This window comes from Salinicola tamaricis (assembly GCF_003006155.1).
In the GTDB taxonomy this organism is placed as follows: domain Bacteria; phylum Pseudomonadota; class Gammaproteobacteria; order Pseudomonadales; family Halomonadaceae; genus Salinicola; species Salinicola tamaricis.
Map to the genome: position 1 here is coordinate 4,073,236 of NZ_CP023559.1, position 15,798 is coordinate 4,089,033.

A 15,798-nucleotide genomic window follows, 5' to 3' on the forward strand; every position below is an offset into this window, starting at 1 on the left:
ATGCCGCGTTCGCGACGATGGCGATCTCGCTCGACGGCGACACTCCACCGCGCGAAACGCTCTTTTCCTCTTCCCCCACGAGTACCGGTGACGCGCGCATGGCCGCAACGCAACCCATGACGAAGAAGCTCTTCATCAAGACGCACGGCTGCCAGATGAACGAGTACGACTCCGCCCGCATGGCAGATTTGCTCGGTGAGTCCCACCGCCTCGAGATGACCGACGACGAGCGTGAAGCGGACGTCATCCTGCTCAACACCTGCTCGATCCGCGAGAAGGCGCAGGAGAAGGTGTTCCATCAGCTCGGCCGCTGGAAGAAGCTGAAGGCCGCCAAGCCCGACCTGGTGATCGGCGTGGGCGGCTGCGTGGCCAGTCAGGAAGGCGAGAACATCCGCAAGCGCGCACCGCACGTCGACATGGTGTTCGGTCCGCAGACCCTGCACCGACTGCCGACCATGCTCGATGCGCGCAGCAAGAGCGCGACGCCGATCCAGACGGTGGACGTCACCTTCCCCGAGATCGAGAAGTTCGACCACCTGCCCAAGCCCAAATCCGACGGCGCCACCGCCTTCGTCTCGGTGATGGAGGGGTGTTCGAAGTACTGCACCTTCTGCGTGGTGCCCTACACCCGTGGCGAAGAGGTCTCGCGGCCGTTCGAGTCGGTGATGGAAGAGGTGGTGCATCTGGCCGACCAGGGCGTGCGCGAGATCAACCTGTTGGGGCAGAACGTCAACGCCTACCGCGGCCGCGACGCCGAGGGCGACGAGATCGACCTGGCCGAGCTGATCGCCTGCGTGGCCGCCGTCGAGGGCATCGACCGTATCCGCTTCACCACCTCGCACCCGGTGGAGTTCTCCGACAGCCTGATCGAGGCTTACGCCGAGATCCCCGAGCTGGTCAGCCATCTGCATCTACCGGTGCAGTCAGGCTCCGATCGCATCCTGGCGGCGATGAAACGCGGCCACGGTCGCGACATGTACATCGACAAGCTCGAGCGTATCCGCGCCCTGCGTCCGGACATCAGCTTCTCCTCGGACTTCATCATCGGCTTCCCCGGCGAGACCGACGAGGATTTCGCCCAGACGATGGATCTGATCCAGCGCATCGGCTTCGACGCCTCGTTCAGCTTCATCTACTCCAAGCGTCCGGGCACCCCGGCCTCCTCACTGCCCGACGACACGCCGGAGGAGACCAAGAAGCAGCGCCTGGCGATACTGCAGGCACGGCTCAATCAGCAGACCCAGCAGATCAGCCGGCGCATGGTCGGCAACGTCGAGCGCATCCTGGTCACCGGCTTCTCGCCCAAGGACCCGGGCCAGCTCTCCGGGCGCACCGAGAACAACCGCGTGGTCAACTTCCGCGCCGACGACCCGACCCGCCTGATCGGCCATTTCGTCGACGTCTCGATCAGCGAGGCACTGCCCAACTCGCTGCGCGGCGAGCTGGTCTCCGACGCCCGCTATTGATGCCGCCCCCGTGATACCGGCCCGCGGCCGTACGCGGCGCGCCGCGTCCCGCTCGGCCGGTCACCGGCGCATCGCCGGCCCGCGCCCGCGGGAGATTGGTTATCCTGGAGCATTGCCCCCGCGGGAAGCGTCGCAGTAAGCTGACGGCTTCCACTTCACATTATCGACGGATCCTTCTGCGTTGACTCAAGACCAACAGTCCGCCCAGCGCGTCGTGTCACTGACGCTCGAACCCAACGATCCCATGCGCCTCGCCAGCCTGTGCGGGCAGCGCGACGAACACCTCAAGCTGATCGAGACGCGGCTCGGCGTAACGCTGCGCAACCGCGGCAACACTTTCCAGCTCGCCGGCCCCGACGCCAGCGTCAAGGCCGCCGCCAACGTGCTCGAACACCTCTACCGCGAGACCGAGGCCGAGGAGCTGCTCCCCGACACCGTCCATCTCTATCTGCAGGAGTCAGGGATCGAGGCGCTCGAGGAAGAGACCGGCGATCTCGAGGAGGGCGGTATTCTGATCCGCACGCCGCGGGCGCTGATCAAACCTCGCGGTTTCAATCAGCAGGGCTATGTCGCCAGCATCCGCCGCCACGATATCAACTTCGGTATCGGCCCGGCGGGCACCGGCAAGACCTACCTGGCGGTGGCCGCGGCGGTGGAGGCGCTCAATCGCCAGGAAGTCCGGCGCATCCTGCTGGTGCGTCCGGCGGTCGAGGCGGGTGAGAAGCTAGGCTTTCTGCCCGGCGACCTGGCGCAGAAGATCGACCCCTATCTGCGCCCGCTCTACGACGCGCTCTACGAGATGCTCGGCTTCGAACAGGTCAACAAGCTGATCGAGCGCCAGATCATCGAGATCGCCCCGCTCGCCTACATGCGCGGGCGCACGCTCAACAACGCTTTCATCATTCTCGACGAGAGCCAGAACACCACGCGTGAGCAGATGAAGATGTTCCTGACGCGTATCGGCTTCGGCTCCACCGCGGTGATCACCGGCGACGCCAGCCAGGTCGACCTGCCGCGGGGGTCGAGCTCCGGCCTGATTCATGTGCTCGAGGTACTACGCGACACCGCCGGTATCGGCATTACCCAGTTCGCCCCCAAGGACGTGGTACGCCATCCGCTGGTGCAGCGCATCATCGAGGCCTACGATCTCCACGAAGCGAGCGAGGAAGCCGCCGAGCGCAAGCGTCGCGAGGAGCGGCGTCAGGCGCGTCTGGAAGCCAGCGCCGCACGTGACGGTGGTGCCGCGTGACCCTCGAGATCGATCGCCAGGTCGCGGTGGCCGACGCGGCCGACGCCGAACTGCCCGGTCTCGCCGACCTCGAGGCCTGGGTCGCCCGGGCCCTCGACCACGTCGAGGAGCCGCGCCGCGAACTCACCGTACGCTTCGTCGAACGCGACGAGAGCCAACAGCTCAATCGCGACTATCGCGACAAGGACAAGCCCACCAACGTGCTCTCGTTTCCCTTCGAGGGGCCACCGGGCATCGACTTGGGCCTGCTCGGCGATCTGGTGATCTGCCATGCCGTGGTGGTCGCCGAAGCCGCCGAACAGGGCAAGTCCTGCCACGATCACTACGCCCATCTGGTAACATGGTTGCTTGCATTTGCTCGGCTATGACATATAGATGAGGCAGAGGCCGAGGAGATGGAAGCGCTGGAGCGAACGCTACTAGCCGGGTTCGGCATTGCCGACCCCTATCGGGATGAGCGCTCGGAAGACGCGTCAGACACCTGATGCCCTGACTGGCTCGACCGACTGGCTTACTTGGCCGAAGTACTCACTTGATCGAAGTACTCACTTGATCGAAGCATTTGACTGACTACCGAAGCGACCGTCCAGGCAACCCCATCGACGCCATGCCGATATCGACGCACGCTGCTCCCTGCCGGGAGCACACCGACGCCAGCCCATCCCAGACGGATGATCCTGTCGACGAGCCTCCGCCACGCGGTGCCCGGCGGCAGGTATGCGGCCCGGGCTCCATTGCCGCCCCGGCGGCGAGACCTCATTACCGATACGCGCTCTCGGGCCAGCCTTGGCCCGCGGGCGCTTGTCGTTTTCGTACCCAGCCCCAACGGCATCCGAGGACAAGAGACTCCCACTCATGAGCGAAGACCGATCGAGTAGCCAGAGCAGTCGATCCTGGCTGGAAAAACTGATCAGTACCTTCTCGAGCGATTTCGACGAGCCCAGCTCCCGCGAGGAGCTGCTCACCTTCCTGCGTGAAGCGGGGCCCAAGCTCAACCTCGACCAGGACGCCCTGACCATCATCGAGGGCGCCTTTCAGATCAGCGACCAGCAGTACGCGAGGTGATGATTCCGCGCTCGCAGGTCACCGCGGTGTGCGTTGACCAGCGCCCGGAAGATTGCCTGCCGATCATTCTGGAGACCGCCCACTCGCGCTACCCGGTGATCGACGACAACCTGGATGACGTGCTCGGCATCCTGCTGGTCAAGGATCTCTTGCCGCTGCTCAAGCGCAACAGCCAGGAGCGCGAGGCGTTCTCGCTGCGTGACGTGCTGCGTCCGGCGATGTTCGTGCCCGAGTCCAAGCGTCTCAACAGCCTGCTCAAGGAGTTCCGCGATACCATAACCATATGGCGGTCGTGGTCGACGAGTACGGCGGTACCGCCGGCATCGTCACCATCGAGGATATCCTCGAGCAGATCGTCGGCGATATCGAGGACGAACACGACACCGACGAAGAAGAGGACATCCGCGATCTCGGCGACGGCACCTTCGCGGTGCGCGCGCTCACCCTCGAGGATTTCAACGAGCAGTTCGGCACCGAGTTCTCCGACGAGGAGTTCGATACCGTCGGCGGTCTGATTATGCAACGCTTCGGCCACCTGCCTCGGCGCAATGAGCATACCGATCTCGGCCAGTGGCGCTTCACCGTGCTCAACGCCGACAACCGGCGCATCCGCCTGCTACAAGCGCGTCCGGTACCCGCGGCGCTGGAGCAGGAGCACGCACGCCACGTCGAGGGCTGACGCGCACGGCAACCGCCGCGACGCCGTCGAGCGACTCTGATATAAGGGGCACTTTGCGCAAAGGAGTGCCCGCATGCCCGCTGCCCTACCCCTGATTTCCGCCCGCCGCCCGTGGCCGGCCTATCTCGCCGCGCTGGTCGCCGGGGTGCTGGCCACGCTAAGCTTTGCCCCCTTTCATCTGTGGTGGCTGGGGCCGATCGCCGTCGCCCTGGTGGCCCTCGATCAGCACCGCCTGACCCTGGCTCAGGCCACCCTGCGCGGCTGGCTGTTCGGGGTCGCGCTGTTCGGTAGCGGCGCGTCCTGGGTCTACGTCTCGATTCACGACTACGGCTACACCGGGGTGCCGCTGGCGCTGTTTTTGACCGTGCTCTTCGTCGCTACCCTGGCGCTGTTTTATGCCCTGATCTTCGGCCTCTACCGGCGCTTCACCACGCCACGCTGGACCGTGTTGAGCTTTGCCGGTGCCTGGGTGCTGGGCGAGGCTTTCCGCAGTTGGGCCTTCACCGGCTTCCCCTGGCTGCTGCTGGGCAGCGCCCAGGTCGACTCGCCGCTGGCCCCCTGGGCACCGGTCGGTGGCGTCTATCTCCTGTCGTTGATCGTGGCGCTCTCCGGCACCCTGCTGGTGGCCTTCTGCCGCCGCCGCTGGTGGGCCGCGGCGCCCCTCGCCGCGCTCTGGCTGCTACCGCTGTTGCTGCCGCCCCAGTGGACCCAGCAGGCCGCCGACCCGCTGCGCTTCGCGCTGCTCCAGGGCGATCTGCCCCAACTCAGCAAGTGGAGCCCCGATGGCCAGCGCCAGGCGGTCAACACCTATACCCGCATGACCCGCGAGCTGCCCGACGACGTCGATGTGATCGTGTGGCCGGAGACCGCGCTGCCGATGCTGGCGCAGCAGGCGCTGCCCTATCTGGAGCGGCTGCAGGCGACACTGCCCGAGCAAAGTGCACTGCTCACCGGGATCGTCCAGCGCGATGCCGACGATCACTACTACAACGCCATCATCGGCGTCGGCGCCACCCGCGGCGAGTACCGCAAGGCCCACCTGGTGCCGTTCGGCGAGTTCCTGCCGCTAGACTTCCTGCTGCGCGGGGTGATCGACTTCTTCAATCTGCCGATGTCGGACTTCAGCGCCGGCGCCGACTCACAGCCGCCGATTCTGACCCATGGTGTCGCCATCGGCAGCGCCATCTGCTACGAAATCGTCTACCCGGACCTGGTCGCCGAGCGCGCCCGCGACAGCAACGTGCTGCTCACGGTCTCCAACGACACCTGGTTCGGGCGCTCGATCGGCCCGCTGCAGCATCTGCAGATGGCCCGCCTACGGGCGTTGGAGAACGGCCGCTACGTGGTCCGCGCGACCAGCAACGGGGTCACCGCGATCATCGACGACCAGGGTCGGCTGCGCGAGCGCGCGCCTCAGTTCACCCCCGCCAGCGTGGTCGGCGAGGTGGTCCCGATGACCGGACTGACCCCGTTCACGCGCACCGGTAGCTGGCCGGCCTGGGGGCTTGCGCTGCTACTGCTGCTGCCGGGTCTGACCCGCCGCTTCCAGCGCGCCTGAGGCTGCCAGGAGCCCATTCCCAAACCCTCTGACGATGGGCGCCGGAGGGCAGAGCAAAGCGAGGGTCCTTTGCCAGGGATGGCAAAGGTAGCGCCCAGAGAGGGGTTCACAGCGCCCTCGCGACGCCCTGCCCCCGGCTGAGCCCACGTCGTCTAGCGATTGTGGAAGGCGCACTAAGCCGGGTCGAGAGAGGCGGCGGCGCCAACGCTGCCATTTCCGCAAATGCGACCCGGCTTTATCGATTGGGCCCGACGCGCCCACACGCCCTTGTCAGCCCGCCCATGATGGCGAAGGATGGGAGTCTGAACTCATCCTTCGCGCATCGAGCCATCCCATCATGACGCTTTCCCTGGTACCCCCCGACGAGGTTCGCACCGCCTTTTCGCAGGCGATGTCCGACATGTACCGCCACGAGGTGCCGCAGTACGGCACCCTGCTCGAGCTGGTCGCCGACATCAACGCCAAGGCCTTGGCGGCAGACCCGGCGCTCGAGCAGACGCTGGCCGCGGGCGGCGAACTCGAGCGTCTCGACGTCGAGCGCCACGGCGCCATCCGTGTCGGTACCGCCGAGGAGCTGTCGCTGCTGCGCCGGGTCTTCGCCCTGATGGGCATGGAGCCGGTCGGCTACTACGACCTCTCCCAGGCCGGTGTCCCGGTCCATTCCACCGCGTTCCGCCCGGTCGACGAAACGGCGCTCAAGCGCAATCCGTTCCGCGTCTTCACCTCGCTGCTGCGCCTGGAGCTGATCAGCGACGACGAGCTGCGGCGTCGGGCCACCGCCATTCTCGCCGGCCGTGACATCTTCACCGAGGAGGCACGCGAGCTGCTCGAGCTCGGCGAACGCCAGGGCGGCTTCGACACCCACCAGGCCGAACGCTTCGTCGAGGCGATCCTGGAAACCTTCCGCTGGCACCAGGACGCCACCGTCGACCACGCCACCTATCAGGCGCTGCACGACGCCCACCGCCTAGTGGCCGACGTGGTCTGTTTCCGTGGCCCGCACATCAACCATCTGACGCCGCGCACCCTGGATATCGATGCCGCCCAGGCGGCGATGCCTGACTATGGCATCGACCCCAAGGCGGTGATCGAGGGCCCGCCCCCGGCGCTGTCCGATCCTGCTGCGCCAGACCAGCTTCAAGGCGCTCGAAGAGTCGATCCGCTTCGCCGGCCGCGACGACGGGACCCATACCGCACGTTTCGGCGAGATCGAGCAGCGCGGCATCGCCTTGACCCGAGCCGGCCGCGAGCGCTACGACACCCTGCTGGCGCGCTCGCGCGAGTTACCGCCTGCGGCCGACAATGCGGCTCACCAGCGCCAGCTCGGCGAGGTCTTCGCCGATTTCCCCGACGATCTCGACAGCCTGCGCCAGCAGGGCCTTGCCTACTTCCGCTATCGCCTGAGCGATACCGGTCACGCCGCTCTGGCCGCAGGCGAGACGCCGCCGACGGACCTGGACGCCCTGATCGCCCGACACTGGGTCGAGGCACTGCCCATCACCTATGAAGATTTCCTGCCGGTCAGTGCCGCCGGGATCTTTCAGTCCAACCTGGGCGACACCCGCCATGCCGCCTATGCCAGCGAGTCGAACCAGGCCGCCTTCGAGCTGGCGCTGGGGCGCCCGGTACTGGATGAGTTCGCGCTCTATGCGCGCCTGGAGGAGGACTCCCGCGAGCGGCTGCGCCAGCAGTTGGGGCAGTGAGCCTGGCCGGCGCGCAGGCGCCGACCGCCCCCCCCGAGGTCGCAGCGGGAACACTCTTCGTCGCTGGTGCAGCGCGCAGCCAAGGCGTTCGGCTCTAGGCTTGAGGGTCAACCCTCTGCCTGCGAGTGACCGCACGTGCCCAACAACAACAATCACCCCGATGCCGAGGTCGACATCTCGACCCTGCGCAAGGTGATCGCCGCCTCGGCGATCGGCAATTTCGTCGAGTGGTTCGACTTCGCGGTCTACGGCTTTCTCGCCGTGGTGATCGCCAATCACTTCTTCCCGCCCGGCGACCCATCGCTGGCGCTGCTGCAGACCTTCGCCGTGTTCGCGGTCTCGTTCGCCCTGCGTCCGCTCGGCGGTGTCTTCTTCGGCATGCTCGGCGATCGCATCGGCCGCAAGCGGGTGCTGGCGATGACGGTGATGCTGATGGCCGGCGCCACGACCCTGATCGGCCTGCTGCCGACCTACTCAAGCATCGGCCTGCTGGCGCCGCTGGCCCTGGCCCTGGCGCGCTGCATCCAGGGCTTCTCCGCCGGCGGCGAGTACGCCGGCGCCTGCGCCTTCGTGATGGAGCACGCGCCGCGCAGGCGCAAGGCCCGCTACGGCAGCTTCGTGCCGGTCTCGACCTTCGCCGCCTTCGCCACCGCGGCGGCGCTCACCTATGCCATCAGTACGCTGCTCTCGGAGCAGGCCATGACCGACTGGGGCTGGCGCGTGCCCTTCCTGATCGCCGCGCCGCTGGGGCTGGTCGGTCTCTACATGCGCATGCGGCTCGACGAGTCGCCGGCCTTCCAGGCGCTCAAGGCGCAGCACGCGGTGCCACACTCGCCGCTGGGCGAGACCCTGCGCTCCCACGGCGCCACCATCGTCTGCCTCAGCGCCTTCATCTCGGCGACGGCGCTGTCGTTCTACATGTTCACCACCTACTTCACGACCTACATGCAAGTGGTGGGCGGCGCGAGTCGTACCACGGCCCTGCTGGCAAGCCTGGGCGCGCTGCTGTTAGCCGCCGCGCTGTGCCCACTGATCGGCCGCTACGCCGATCGGGTCGGGCGCCGGCGCACTATTCTCTCCGCCGGTATTGCGCTGATCGCGGCAGTGTTCCCGGCCTACACTCTGGCCGCCAGTGGCGAGTGGCTGTCGTCGCTGATCGGCGCGGCACTGATGGCCGTGGGCGCGGTGATCTGCGGTGTGGTCACCGCGGTGCTGCTGTCGGAGCAGTTCCCCACCCGAGTGCGCTACACCGCCTCCGCGCTCTGCTACAACGTCTCCTACACCATTTTCGGCGGCACCGCGCCATTGGTCGCCACCTGGCTGATCGACAGCACCGGCAACCATCTGGCCCCGGCCTACTACCTGATCGCGATCACCCTGCTGGCGCTGTGGGGCGGCATGCGTCTGCCGGAAACAGCGGACCGGGCGCTGGATGCCGACGAGTCGACCTGGCGCACGGAGACACCGGGTCGCGAACAGCCACTGGCGCGCTGAGCGCCCACCGCGGCACGAAACGACCGCGACAAGCAAACAGCGGCCCCGAGGTGAATCGGGGCCGCTGCATGTCGGGGCTATTGAATGTCGTGGCTATAATGCCCCCGAGTGGGTCTCGCCAAGCGCGGGGCTCGGTACGAAAACGACCTGCGCTCGGCTCAGTCGGCGGCGGGCCTCGGGGCGTCGGAATCGCGCTGGAAGTAGCGGTGGCCGCAGGCGTGGCAAGCTTCTAGGCGCTTGATCTGAGCGAAGGTGACGCCGGCGCCGCAGTGCACGCAGCTCATGCGCCCGGGCAGCGCGATCTCGCCAGCGGTGTAGTCGGCCCGCGCCGCCTCGAGATCGTCCTCGAAGCGCTCACGGTCGATGGTGGTACGGTCGGCGATCGAGAACAGCGCCTCCGAGACCCGCCGCGACAGTACATCGAGGTCGATACCCAACCAGCTCGCCACGCCCTCGCCGCCCTTGGCCAGGAACTGGCGAAAATCGCGCATATCACGCTCGACCCAGGCCCGCAGCAGAGCCATCTCGTCCTTGGTGAACTCCTCGAATTCGGCCTCGAAGGCCACCGCCTCGTCGAGTTCGCGCTGAAAACTCTCCCAGGAGAGCTCGCCACCGCCATCCTTCAGCCGCGTGAGGACGCGTTCATAGGCCTCACTGAGGCGCGAACGCTCCTGCGGGTCCTGCGGCGCTGATTGATGTTCCGTCATGGCCATCTCCTTCTACGTTGACTACTGTTGGCCCCACGTTGACTACCGGTGGTTCCACGTTGACCGCTGTCTGTTCCACGTCGAGCGCTGTCCGTCCCTGCTGACGCCTTCTCTTGATACCCGCGCGGCTTCCGCGCCACGCCGCTCGCGGCACCCGCCAAGGGGTCGCGGCGGTGTCCGTCGCCGCACCCCGGCCGGCATCGCGCGCCCCTACCTGCCGCAGCGGGTCTGGGGTATTTTGTGGGCCTGAAAATCGACGCCGGCCCGCACTTTCCGTCTCTTCAGAGTATAGCTTTTCGCGGGACGCCTGGCGCTCTCTCACGCCGAACGCAAGGTGCATGACCGAACCGATGGACGCCCACTACAACCCGCAAGCGATCGAACGCGCCGCACAGCAATTCTGGAACGAGCATCAGAGCTTCAAGGCCAGCGAGGATCTGACTCGCGAGAAATACTACTGCCTGTCGATGTTCCCCTACCCCAGCGGCAAGCTGCACATGGGTCACGTGCGCAACTACACCATCGGCGACGTGGTCAGCCGCTTCCAGCGTATGCGCGGCAAGAACGTGCTGCAGCCGATGGGCTGGGACGCGTTCGGTATGCCGGCGGAGAACGCCGCGATCAACAACGGCGTGGCACCGGGCAAGTGGACCTACGCCAACATCGACTACATGCGCAGCCAGCTCAAGGCGCTGGGGTTCGCCTATGACTGGGACCGTGAATTCGCCACCTGCGACGTCGACTACTACCGCTGGGAGCAGTGGTTCTTCGCCAAGCTGGTGGAAAAAGGCGTGGTCTACAAGAAGATGTCCACGGTCAACTGGGACCCGGTCGACCAGACCGTGCTCGCCAACGAGCAGGTGATCGACGGCCGCGGCTGGCGCTCCGGCGCGCGGGTCGAGCGCAAGGAGATCCCGCTGTGTTTTTGAAGATCACCGACTATGCCGATGAGCTGCTGGCCGATCTCGACAAGGTCGAGTGGCCGGAGCAGGTCAAGACCATGCAGCGCAACTGGATCGGCAAGTCGCGCGGCGTGGAGCTCACCTTCGACGTGGCCGGCGAGGGCCTCGCCGACGACCTGCGCGCGCTCGACGTCTACACCACCCCGCCCCGACACCCTGTTCGGCGTCACCTATGTGGCGGTCGCCGCCGGCCACCCGCTGGCCAAGCACGCCGCCGCGAGCGACCCCGCCCTGACCGAGTTCCTGATCGAGTGCCAGCAGGGCGGCAACTCCGAGGCCGAGCTGGCGACCATGGAGAAGCGCGGCCGCGATACCGGGCTGCGTGCGATCCATCCGCTCACCGGCCAGGAAGTGCCGATCTCGTCGCCAACTTCGTGCTGATGGAGTACGGCACCGGCGCGGTGATGGCGGTGCCGGCCCACGACCAGCGTGACTGGGAGTTCGCCACCAAGTACGACCTGGCGCTGGCGCCGGTGATCGCCGACGCCGACGGCCAGGCCCCCGACCTGAGTCAGGGCGCCTACGTCGAGCACGGCCGTCTGATCAACTCCGGCGATTTCGACGGGCTCGAGTTCGAGGCGGCGTTCGATGCCATCGCCGCCAGGCTGGAATCCCTGGGCCGCGGTAAGGTCAAGATCAACTATCGCCTGCGCGACTGGGGCGTGGCGCGTCAGCGCTACTGGGGCGCACCGATCCCGGTCAAGTACGGCCCCGAGGGTCAGACCGTACCGCTCACCGACGCCGAGCTGCCGGTGGCGTTGCCGCTCGAAGTCGAGGTCGACGCCTCGGGCTCGCCGCTCAAGAAGATGCCGGCGTTCTACGACCTGGGCGATGGCTGGACCCGCGAGACCGATACCTTCGACACCTTCATGGAGTCCTCCTGGTACTACGCGCGCTTCTGCTGCGCCGACAACCCGGAGGCGATGCTCGACGAGCGCGCCGACTACTGGCTGCCGGTGGATCTCTACATCGGCGGTATCGAGCACGCCATCCTGCACCTGCTCTACGCCCGTTCTTCCACAAGCTGATGCGCGACGAAGGGCTGGTCGGCAGCGACGAGCCGTTCCAGCGCCTGCTCACCCAGGGCATGGTGATCGCCGAGACCTTCTACCGCGAGTCCGCCAACGGCGCCAAGCAGTGGTTCAATCCGGCGGATGTCGAGGTCGACCGCGACGACAAGGGCCGGCCGCTGCGCGCTCGCCTCGGCAGTGACGGCGAGCCGGTGGAGATGGGCGGCATCGAGAAGATGTCGAAGTCGAAGAACAATGGCGTCGACCCGCAGGCGATGATCGATCGCTTCGGCGCCGACACCGTGCGCCTGTTCATGATGTTCGCGCACCGCCGGAGCAGTCGCTGGAGTGGTCAGACTCCGGTGTCGAGGGCGCCCACCGCTTCCTCAAGCGGCTGTGGAAGCTCACCGCCGACCATCTGGCTGCCGGCACTCCGGCCGCGCTCGAGGTGGCCGCGCTCGACGACGCCGCGGTCGATCTGCGTCCGCACCCAAGGCGGGCGACGACATCGGCCGCCGCACCACCTTCAATACCGCCATCGCCGCGGATGAGCTGACCACGTCCTCGGCCGCTACACCGACACCTCGCCCCAGGGCTGGCCGTGGCCCGCGAAGCGCTCGAAGCGTGCGTGCTGCTGCTGGCGCCGATCACCCCGCACGCCTGCCACGCGCTGTGGCAGGCGCTCGGCCACGCCGACCGGTGATCGACCGACCTGGCCGGAGGTCGACGAGCAGGCGCTGGTCAAGGCCAGCATCGAACTCGCGGTGCAGGTCAACGGCAAGCTGCGGGCGCGTCTCGAAGTCCCCGCCGAGGCCGACAAGGCGGCCATCGAAGCCCAGGCCATGGCGGCGGAGAACGTCCGCGCCATCTCGAGGGCAAGAGCGTACGCAAGGTGATCGTGGTGCCGGGCAAGCTGGTCAATATCGTCGCCAACTGATACCCGCATCCGTGAAACCCGAACCAGCGGGCGGATGGGATCATCCGCCCCCGGCGCCCTGGCGGCGCCGCTCTCGACAAGGAGTTATCTGATGACGCGTCGCCCCTTAGTGATCGCCCTGATGGCGTTGGCACTGACCACGCTGGCGGGCTGTGGCTTCCAGCTCCGCGGCCTCGGCCAGGCCGAACTGCCCTTCTCCGACATCGCGCTCAGCGCCAATGTCTCGCCGTTCAGTGAAACCGTGCGCCAGCGGCTCCAGAGCGCGGGAGCGAAGATCGACGACAGCGCCGATCTGCGTCTCAATCTGGCGACGAGCAGGTCCGCGATCGCCGCCTGACGCGCGCCGACTCCGGCAGCCGTGAAACCGAGATCACCCTGACCGCGCCTTTCCGGTGCAGCGTGTCACGACGGCGCCTACCTGCTGAGCCAGCAGCAGCTCGAGACCTCGACCACGGTCCTGCTCTCGGACAACAACCTCTACGCCAGTGACGAGATGCGCAAGCAGACAGTCGAGCGCCTGCGCCGCGAGGCCGCCGACCAGTTGATCGACCGCCTGGCCGCCTCGACACGCCGTGAAGGTTTTCAGGTCATGAAGGGTTTTAGTTCATGAAGGTCTTTCCCGACAAACTGGAGGCAGCGCTGGCCAAGCGCCTGCCCCCGGTGGTGCTGGTCTCCGGTGATGAGCCGCTGATCCATATGGAAGCGTGCGACGCGGTGCGCCGGGTCGCACGCGAGCGCGGCATCGAAGAGCGCGAGGTGCTCCACGTCGAGTCGGGCTTTCAGTGGACCCAACTGCTGGAGTCGGCGGCTAGCCTGTCGCTGTTTGCCTCGAGCAAGTTGATCGAAGTGCGGCTCGGCGGCCAGTCCCCCGGTCAGGAGGGCGGCAAGGCGCTGGAGGCCTACGCCGAGAAGGCCGGCGACAGCGACAACGTGCTGTGCTCAGCGCCCAGCGGCTGGATCGCAAGGCACAGTCGAGCAAGTGGTTCAAGGCGCTCGATAAGATCGGCTTGTTCGTACCGGTGTGGCCGGTGGATCATCAACGCCTGGGCTTCTGGATGCGCGACCGCGCCACGCGCCACGGGCTGAATCTCGACATGGACGCCGCGCGCCTCGGCGAGCGCACCGAGGGCAATCTGCTCGCCGCCGATCAGGAGCTGCAGAAGCTGGCGCTGCTGATGCCGCCCAATGCCCGACTGACGCTCGAGTCGATCGCCAGCGGCGTCGAGAGCAGCGCGCGCTACGATGTCTTCACCCTCACCGACGCCTGCCTGCGCGGCGAGCGCGAGCGGGTTGCACGCATCGTCGGGGCCTGCGCGAAGAGGGCATCGAAGCCCCGGTGGTACTGTGGTCGCTGACTCGTGAGCTGCGCACCCTGCTGTCGATCTTTCAGCATCTCGATCAGGGCCAGAGCCTCGACCACGCCTGCAAGGCGCAGCGCCCGATGATTCCCGAAAAGCGCCGCCCCGGCTATCAGCAGGCGCTCAATCGTCTGCCGCTGCGGCGGCTGCACAAGCTGTTGCTGTTCTCCCAGCGCATCGATCTGGCGATCAAGGGCGCCCTGGCGCTACCGGTGTGGACTGCCTGCAGGATCTGGCGCTGACGCTGGCCGGCGGACGCGGCCTGCTGGCAGAGATGCCCCACGCCTATCGCATCGGCTGACAGTCGGCGCTGCCCCCCGCGACCGCCGGCCGACAGCCTGTCATGACTCTCGCCTCTGCCCTTCGACACGGCTCCTCGACCCTGTCCCTCGGCACGCCCCCTAGCCGCGGCCCGGCGTAGACATACGCCGGGCCGCGTCGCGTCAGGCGATCTCGACGTGCTGGGGGGTGACACCGCTGATCGCGACGTCGTCGCTCATCGCCGGTTCACTGTCGAAGCTGTCGCTGGTGGCGAGCGTCGCGTCGTCGCTGGCGCTCGCGCGCTGCTGCCACTTTCGCTCGACCCTGCGGTGGCGGTCAGCGTGAAGTTGGCCAGGTTCATGGCGCCGCCGTTGAAGGTCAGCCGCAGCACCTGCTCCCCCGCCGTCAGGTCGAGCGTGACGCCCCTCATTGCTCTGGTAGTTGTTCCAGCCGCCGGTGTTGATCACGCTGGCCGAGGTCGCGCTATCGTAGACCTGCCCCGCCTGCGCCACGCTGGCGGTGACGCTGCGCCCACCGGCGGTGGTGGCGGCAGCGAACGACAGCTGGTAGGAGCCGGCCTCGGCGACATCCAGGGTGTACTCCACCCACTCGCCGTTGTCGATCCAGCCGATCGCCTCGCCATTGCCACGAATGTCGACGCCTTCATCACGGAAGTTCGTGCCCAGCTGCGTCTCGCTACGGTCGTGATAGGCCACCCCCTCGCCACCCTGATCGTAGAGCGCGGCCTGCAGGGTGAACTCGCTATCCACCGTCCAGGGCGTACCGTCGGCATTGAAGGCGCTCTGACTGGCCGGTGTCAGGGTGAACGACGCCAGGTTCATGGCACCGCCGTGGAAGGTCAGACGCAGCGTCTGCTCACCCGCCTCGAGCATCACCTGATGGCCCTGAGTGGGCAGAAAGGTGTTCCAGCCGCCGGAGTAGCCGACACCCACATCGGCCACGGCGTAAACCCCGCTGCCCTGATCGAAGGTGGCACTGATCGAGCGCGCGGTGCCGCTCTGAGCCCCCATGGCAGACAGGAAGGAGAGATCGTAGACGCCGGCAGTGTCGACCTCCAGGTGTACTCCACCCACTCGCCCTCCTCGATCCAGCCGATGGCATCGCCGTTGCCCTGGATATCGACCCCGGTGTCGCGGAAGCCGGGATTGCCCAGCTGGGTCTCGCTCGAATCCTTGTAGGTCAGATGCGCTGGCCCCTCGTCGAACAGCGCGGCATCCAGGGTGAGACCGTCGGCATCCACCGCCCACGGCGTCTGGGTGTCGTTGAACGGCGAGCGTAGCGCCGGCTGGATACCCTGGATCAGATAGACGTTGTCGTTGTAGTCGTAG

At 67.0% G+C, this 15,798-nt stretch carries 7 protein-coding genes and 5 pseudogenes; 10 read left to right on the forward strand and 2 right to left on the reverse strand.

What is annotated here, in order from left to right:
* Window positions 1-116 precede the first annotated feature (116 nt).
* The 7 genes and pseudogenes from miaB (at window position 117) to CN538_RS18750 (ending at window position 9,214) form a co-directional block, all read left to right on the forward strand.
* Entirely contained in the window at window positions 117-1,466 is a 1,350-nt protein-coding gene (gene miaB, locus CN538_RS18720) for a tRNA (N6-isopentenyl adenosine(37)-C2)-methylthiotransferase MiaB (RefSeq protein WP_106420407.1), read from the forward strand.
* Between the two features lie 244 nt (window positions 1,467-1,710).
* Window positions 1,711-2,715 carry a PhoH family protein gene (locus CN538_RS18725; RefSeq protein ID WP_106420713.1) on the forward strand — a complete coding sequence of 335 codons (1,005 nt, stop codon included), beginning with the start codon at window positions 1,711-1,713 and terminating at the stop codon, window positions 2,713-2,715.
* Window positions 2,712-3,200: pseudogene (ybeY, locus tag CN538_RS18730) on the forward strand (rRNA maturation RNase YbeY). The gene CN538_RS18725 and the pseudogene ybeY overlap by 4 nt, the downstream one beginning before the upstream one ends.
* 370 nt (window positions 3,201-3,570) lie before the next feature.
* Window positions 3,571-4,459 (forward strand): annotated as a pseudogene (locus CN538_RS18735) (HlyC/CorC family transporter).
* Between the two features lie 73 nt (window positions 4,460-4,532).
* Window positions 4,533-6,017, forward strand: coding sequence for an apolipoprotein N-acyltransferase (lnt, locus tag CN538_RS18740; RefSeq protein ID WP_106420408.1), 1,485 nt, complete (start codon window positions 4,533-4,535; stop codon window positions 6,015-6,017).
* A gap of 337 nt (window positions 6,018-6,354) precedes the next feature.
* A pseudogene (gene hglS / locus CN538_RS18745) lies at window positions 6,355-7,720 on the forward strand (2-oxoadipate dioxygenase/decarboxylase HglS).
* Between the two features lie 135 nt (window positions 7,721-7,855).
* Window positions 7,856-9,214: an MFS transporter gene (locus tag CN538_RS18750; RefSeq protein WP_207233561.1), complete on the forward strand. Its 1,359-nt coding sequence runs from the start codon at window positions 7,856-7,858 to the stop codon at window positions 9,212-9,214.
* Between the two features lie 158 nt (window positions 9,215-9,372).
* Here CN538_RS18750 and CN538_RS18755 read toward each other — a convergent pair whose 3' ends face one another.
* Window positions 9,373-9,921: a zinc ribbon-containing protein gene (locus tag CN538_RS18755; RefSeq protein WP_106420409.1), complete on the reverse strand. Its 549-nt coding sequence runs from the start codon at window positions 9,919-9,921 to the stop codon at window positions 9,373-9,375.
* Between the two features lie 350 nt (window positions 9,922-10,271).
* On the opposite strand from CN538_RS18755, the pseudogene leuS reads away from it, so the two are divergent.
* The 3 genes and pseudogenes from leuS (at window position 10,272) to holA (ending at window position 14,489) form a co-directional block, all read left to right on the forward strand.
* Window positions 10,272-12,830, forward strand: a pseudogene (leuS, locus tag CN538_RS18760) (leucine--tRNA ligase).
* A gap of 91 nt (window positions 12,831-12,921) precedes the next feature.
* Complete coding sequence (locus CN538_RS18765) at window positions 12,922-13,167, forward strand: LPS-assembly lipoprotein LptE (protein WP_106420410.1); 246 nt, start codon at window positions 12,922-12,924, stop codon at window positions 13,165-13,167.
* Window positions 13,168-13,436: 269 nt separating this feature from the next.
* Window positions 13,437-14,489, forward strand: a pseudogene (holA, locus tag CN538_RS18770) (DNA polymerase III subunit delta).
* 142 nt (window positions 14,490-14,631) lie between these two features.
* On the opposite strand, the gene CN538_RS18775 reads toward holA, so the two are convergent.
* Entirely contained in the window at window positions 14,632-15,480 is an 849-nt protein-coding gene (locus tag CN538_RS18775) for a carbohydrate-binding protein (protein ID WP_106420411.1), read from the reverse strand.
* Between the last annotated feature and the right edge of the window lie 318 nt (window positions 15,481-15,798).

Bases quoted from the DNA above. Each gene is read 5' to 3' on its own strand.
- miaB (WP_106420407.1), top strand. From the start codon at position 117: ATGACGAAGAAGCTCTTCATCAAGACGCACGGCTGCCAGATGAACGAG.
- CN538_RS18725 (WP_106420713.1), top strand. From the start codon at position 1,711: ATGCGCCTCGCCAGCCTGTGCGGGCAGCGCGACGAACACCTCAAGCTG.
- lnt (WP_106420408.1), top strand. From the start codon at position 4,533: ATGCCCGCTGCCCTACCCCTGATTTCCGCCCGCCGCCCGTGGCCGGCC.
- CN538_RS18755 (WP_106420409.1), bottom strand. From the start codon at position 9,921: ATGACGGAACATCAATCAGCGCCGCAGGACCCGCAGGAGCGTTCGCGC.
- CN538_RS18765 (WP_106420410.1), top strand. From the start codon at position 12,922: ATGACGCGTCGCCCCTTAGTGATCGCCCTGATGGCGTTGGCACTGACC.
- CN538_RS18775 (WP_106420411.1), bottom strand. From the start codon at position 15,480: ATGGGGGCTCAGAGCGGCACCGCGCGCTCGATCAGTGCCACCTTCGAT.